General features: G+C 62.6%; 6 protein-coding genes. All 6 read left to right on the top strand.

Going from position 1 to position 4,316, the window contains the following annotated elements:
- The first annotated feature begins 137 nt into the window (after positions 1-137).
- Positions 138-1,601, top strand: a complete 1,464-nt coding sequence (locus tag AC5Y7V_RS31190; protein ID WP_047040736.1) for an aromatic ring-hydroxylating oxygenase subunit alpha — start codon at positions 138-140, stop codon at positions 1,599-1,601.
- A gap of 8 nt (positions 1,602-1,609) precedes the next feature.
- On the top strand, positions 1,610-2,209 hold the full coding sequence (locus tag AC5Y7V_RS31185; RefSeq protein ID WP_095795377.1) for a 3-phenylpropionate/cinnamic acid dioxygenase subunit beta: 600 nt from the start codon (positions 1,610-1,612) through the stop codon (positions 2,207-2,209).
- On the top strand, positions 2,206-2,538 hold the full coding sequence (locus AC5Y7V_RS31180; RefSeq protein WP_047040740.1) for a hypothetical protein: 333 nt from the start codon (positions 2,206-2,208) through the stop codon (positions 2,536-2,538). The genes AC5Y7V_RS31185 and AC5Y7V_RS31180 overlap by 4 nt, the downstream gene beginning before the upstream one ends.
- Positions 2,539-2,556: 18 nt before the next feature.
- Complete coding sequence (locus tag AC5Y7V_RS31175) at positions 2,557-2,751, top strand: ferredoxin (RefSeq protein WP_047040743.1); 195 nt, start codon at positions 2,557-2,559, stop codon at positions 2,749-2,751.
- The gene (locus AC5Y7V_RS31170; protein WP_047040745.1) at positions 2,751-3,983 is read left to right on the top strand and encodes an NAD(P)/FAD-dependent oxidoreductase; all 1,233 of its coding nucleotides are present in this window, start codon (positions 2,751-2,753) and stop codon (positions 3,981-3,983) included. Before AC5Y7V_RS31175 ends, AC5Y7V_RS31170 begins: the two co-directional genes overlap by 1 nt.
- Positions 3,983-4,316, top strand: a 334-nt coding sequence (locus tag AC5Y7V_RS31165) for a class II aldolase/adducin family protein (RefSeq protein ID WP_317738113.1), incomplete at its 3' end; no start/stop codon positions are given. The genes AC5Y7V_RS31170 and AC5Y7V_RS31165, both read left to right, overlap by 1 nt.

Here is a 4,316-nt window from a genome sequence, read left to right as displayed (position 1 = left end):
TTTCGCGAGCACTTTAGATGAGTCTCGTCGGGGGCTTGACGAACGCCACACTTTAAGTCATTCTCTTTCTAAAAGAAACTATCTCTGATTACCAGAGATGACTGGCGTCTTGCCGGCCCGGACAAGGAGATCCATCAATGACTGACCACAGCGGCGTGATTCAGGATGTACGGCAGGGCATGATCCCTGCACACATTTACAACGACAAAGAGATCTTCGAGCTTGAAAAGGAGCGGGTCTTTGGTCGCAGCTGGCTTTTCGTCGCCCACGAATCCGAGGTGCCCGAAGCTGGCGACTACGTGGTGCGCCGCGTCCTGGAAGACTCATTCATCATTTCCCGTGATGAACATGGAGAAATCCGGGCACTGTTCAACATGTGCCTTCACCGCGGCATGCAGGTCTGCCGCACGGAGATGGGAAACGCTTCCCACTTCCGTTGCCCGTACCACGGGTGGTCCTACCGTAACGACGGCCGCATAGTCGGACTGCCCTTCCACAAAGAGGCATACGGCGGCGAAGAGGGCTTCAAGAAGCAGGGGCAGACGTTGCTGCCTGCTCCTTCCCTGGGCATCTACAACGGCCTTATCTTCGTCAGCCTGGATCCTGACGCAGAGCCGTTGGAGGACTTCCTGGGTGACTTCAAGTTCTACATGGACTACTACACGAAGCAAAGCTCCGGCGGGATTGAACTGCGCGGGCCGCAGCGGTGGCGGGTCAAGGCCAACTGGAAAATCGGAGCCGAAAACTTCGCCGGCGACATGTATCACACCCCCCAGACCCACACCTCCGTCGTCGAAATTGGTTTGTTCCGCGAACCAAAGGCGGAAAAGCGCAAGGACGGGACAACCTATTGGGCCGGCAACGGCGGCGGAACTACCTACAAGCTTCCCGAAGGAAGCCTGGAGGACCGCCTCCGCTACGTGGGCTACCCGGACGAGATGATCGCCCGCATGAAAGAGCAGTGGAGCCAGGAGCAGCTCGACGTCGTGGGCAAGGACGGGTTCATGGTGTCGGCGGCGTCGGTGTTCCCGAACATGAGCTTCGTGCACAACTGGCCACGGGTCGAAGAAGACTCCGATGAAGTGCTCCCGTTCATCTCCATCCGGCAGTGGCAGCCAATCAGTGAAGACGAGACCGAGATCGTATCGTGGTTCGCCGTCGACAAGAACGCGCCCGAAGAGTTTAAGGCACTTTCCTACAAGGCCTATCTCATGTGCTTTGGCAGCGGCGGCATGTTCGAGCAGGACGACGTGGAAAACTGGGTTTCCTTGACCAGCACCGCCGGCGGCCCGATGGCACGGCGCCTGCTGCTGAACAGCCGCATGGGCATGCTGGAAAACGGACAGAACGTCGTCGAACCCCTGACCCCCGAGCAGTACTCCGGCCCCGGCTCGACCCGCGTCGGATACAGCGAATACAACCAGCGTGAACTGCTCCTGCGATGGGCCAACCATCTTGAACGACCGATGGAAAAAGCGGCCCAGGTGCACGTCGGCAGCAATCCGGTGCAGGACTGTCCGTCTGACACCCCGGATTCTTTCCCGGCTCCCGCTGAGCACAACGGGCACGCCCCGGCAATGACCGTTTCGAAGGAGGGCTAGCCGTGGGTATTGAAGCCGTAACCGAACGCAGCAACAAATCTCTCTCGGAGCAGTCGGTGCTGGGAGGGCACGCCCCCCGTACTCAGAGGACGGGTGACTCCCTGCCGTTCAATGATGAACTTCATCTGCAAGCCCACAAGTGGCTTGTCGATGAATCCTATTTGCTCGACGCACAGGAGTACGACGAGTGGCTGAGCCGCCTCACGGACGACGTGCACTATCTCATGCCGGTGAGGGTGACCACTGCCCTCGGGGCCGGTTACAGCACGTCTCCCGGGATGGCGCACATGGATGAAAACAAGTACTCGCTGAGCCGCAGGGCGGCGCGCTTCGCCACGGAACACGCCTGGACCGAAGACCCTCCGTCGCGGCTGCGCCACTACGTCACCAACGTCCGGACGTTCCGTACCGGTAACCCGGATGAGATCATCGTGGATTCGGCGGTCCTGCTGTTCCGCAGCCGGGGCGACGTCCGCGAGGCCGCGACCGTGTCGGCAGGCAGGGAGGATCTGCTGCGCCGCACCGGCTCCGGCTGGCAGCTCGCCCGCCGCACCATCATGGTCGACGAGGCGGTCATCCGGATGCAGAATCTGGCCATATTCCTATGAAACTCGAATGGGAAGGCGAAGAGGAGGACCGCCTTGCCGCCATTCGAGCGGCGGAGGAGCGCGACCGGCTGGAAGCACGGGTCAACGGCGCTCCGATCGTGATCGCCAACGAATTCTCCGAAGTCCAGGTAAGCCGCGTCGAGACGCGGAACGGCTCGCGGCTGATGATCAAGTCCCCGCGCTCCGGCCAGTGGGTGTCCCTGTGCCCCCTGGAGCTGGAAGCCCTCACCTGGCAGGCGCCGGCAACCTTCTCGGCCATGATCGGGCATCCGTTCGGGCCGCTTGTCACCGAGGACGAGCAGCCGCCCCAGAACAAAAACAACATCTAGAGGCCAAGGAGATTGACAATGCCTACCGTAAAAGCAGATCTGCAAGCCTGCCAGGGCTACGCCAACTGCGTCGTTGGGGCACCCGACTACTTTGATCTGGATGACGACGGAATCGTTGTTCTCCTCAGGACCAAAGTTCCCGAGGCCGAGCGTTCCCGTGTCACCGAGGCTGCCCGCAGCTGCCCGGTGTCCGCCCTAGTAGTGGAGGACTGATGAACACGACCACAGTTATCGTCGGCTCCTCAACCGGCGGCGTGCGTGCTGCCCAGTCCCTGCGCCTGGAGGGGTATGAAGGCGACATCGTCCTCGTCGGTGCTGAGACGGAACTCCCGTACGACAAGCCGCCGTTGTCCAAATCCGTCCTCTCCGGCAAAGCAGAGGAGTCGTCCATCCGCCTCCTTACCCGCGAGCAGGCGGAGGAAGCCAGCATCCGGCTGCTGCTCGGGCACGCCGCCACAGGCATCGATGTCGCCGGAAACCTGTTGTACCTCCAGGACCACGAACCCCTACACTTCGACAACCTTGTGATCGCCACGGGCGCATCTGCCCGACCCTCACCCTGGGGCCAACGGCCCGGGATCCACGTGCTCCGTTCCCTGGACGATGCCCGGAAACTGCGCGCCGACCTCCTCAAAGGCGGGGAACTGGCAGTGATCGGCGCCGGTTTCATCGGTGCCGAAGCAGCCGCGACGGCACGTACGCTCGGTCTGGAAGTGACAGTCATCGACCCGATGCCCATACCAATGAGCCGCATCTTCAACGCCGAAATCGCACAGCTGTTTGGAGAACTCCACCGCAACAACGGCGTCACCACGATCTTTGGCACCGGAGTCGAGGCCATTGAGGGCGAGCACGGGTCCTTCAGCGTCAGGCTTACCAACGGCCAGACAGTACAAGCCGCCACCGTTCTCATCGGGATCGGCGCGGTTCCCAACGACGCCTGGCTGGCCTCCTCGGGACTGCTGGTGGACAACGGCGTCGTGCTGGACGAGTTCTGCAGGGCTGTGGACGCCCCGAACGTGTATGGCGTCGGCGACGTGGCGCGCTGGCGGCATCAGAAGCACGGTGCGGACATCCGGATCGAGCACTGGACAAACGCGGTTGAGCAAGCCTCATGCGTCGCCCACAACATCACCCATCCGGACAGTCCCCGCGAGTACACACCGGTTGAATACGTCTGGAGCGACCAGCACGACTGGAAAATCCAGGTCGTCGGTCGCGTGGGAGGCAACGCCGACCATGTCCTCATCGGAGACCCTGAGCTGCACGGTCGGTTCGCAGCGCTCTACACCACCGACGGAGTGGAACTGTACGGTGCCGCGATCGTGAACTGGCCGAAGGCCCTGCTTGCCTGCCGCCGCGGCATGGGATCAGGGATCGGCGTGCAGGAACTGCGCGACAAACTCGAGCTCCTGCTCGAGCCCCGGCCGACGGCGGCACTCTGATGCGGGGAAGTCAGCCGCCGGTGGTCCACGAAGAGCAACGGCAGGCCATCGCAATGGCCTGCCGGGTCCTGGCCGGCCGCGGCCTCGCCGACGGAATCCTCGGCCACATCAGTGCGCGAACGGGGGAGAACGAGCTCTTGGTCCGTTGCAGGGGTCCCAAGGAGCGTGGCCTCGCGCACACCGAAGCCAACGACATCCGGCTGGTCGACCTCGACGGCAATCCCGCCGCCGAAGGCGAGCTCGACAGCGGCTACACGGTCCCCAACGAGCTGCCTCTGCACACCGAGCTGCTGCGGCGGCGCCCGGATATCAACTCCGTTGTGCATGCCCACC

The organism is Mycobacterium sp. NGS34 (assembly GCF_059812845.1).
The sequence above is the reverse complement of the archived record's forward strand: the minus strand, read 5'-3'. Positions and strand labels throughout refer to the sequence as shown.

Excerpts from the sequence above, each read along its gene's own strand:
- AC5Y7V_RS31190 (WP_047040736.1), top strand. The coding sequence starts at position 138 with ATGACTGACCACAGCGGCGTGATTCAGGATGTACGGCAGGGCATGATC.
- AC5Y7V_RS31180 (WP_047040740.1), top strand. The coding sequence starts at position 2,206 with ATGAAACTCGAATGGGAAGGCGAAGAGGAGGACCGCCTTGCCGCCATT.
- AC5Y7V_RS31175 (WP_047040743.1), top strand. The coding sequence starts at position 2,557 with ATGCCTACCGTAAAAGCAGATCTGCAAGCCTGCCAGGGCTACGCCAAC.
- AC5Y7V_RS31170 (WP_047040745.1), top strand. The coding sequence starts at position 2,751 with ATGAACACGACCACAGTTATCGTCGGCTCCTCAACCGGCGGCGTGCGT.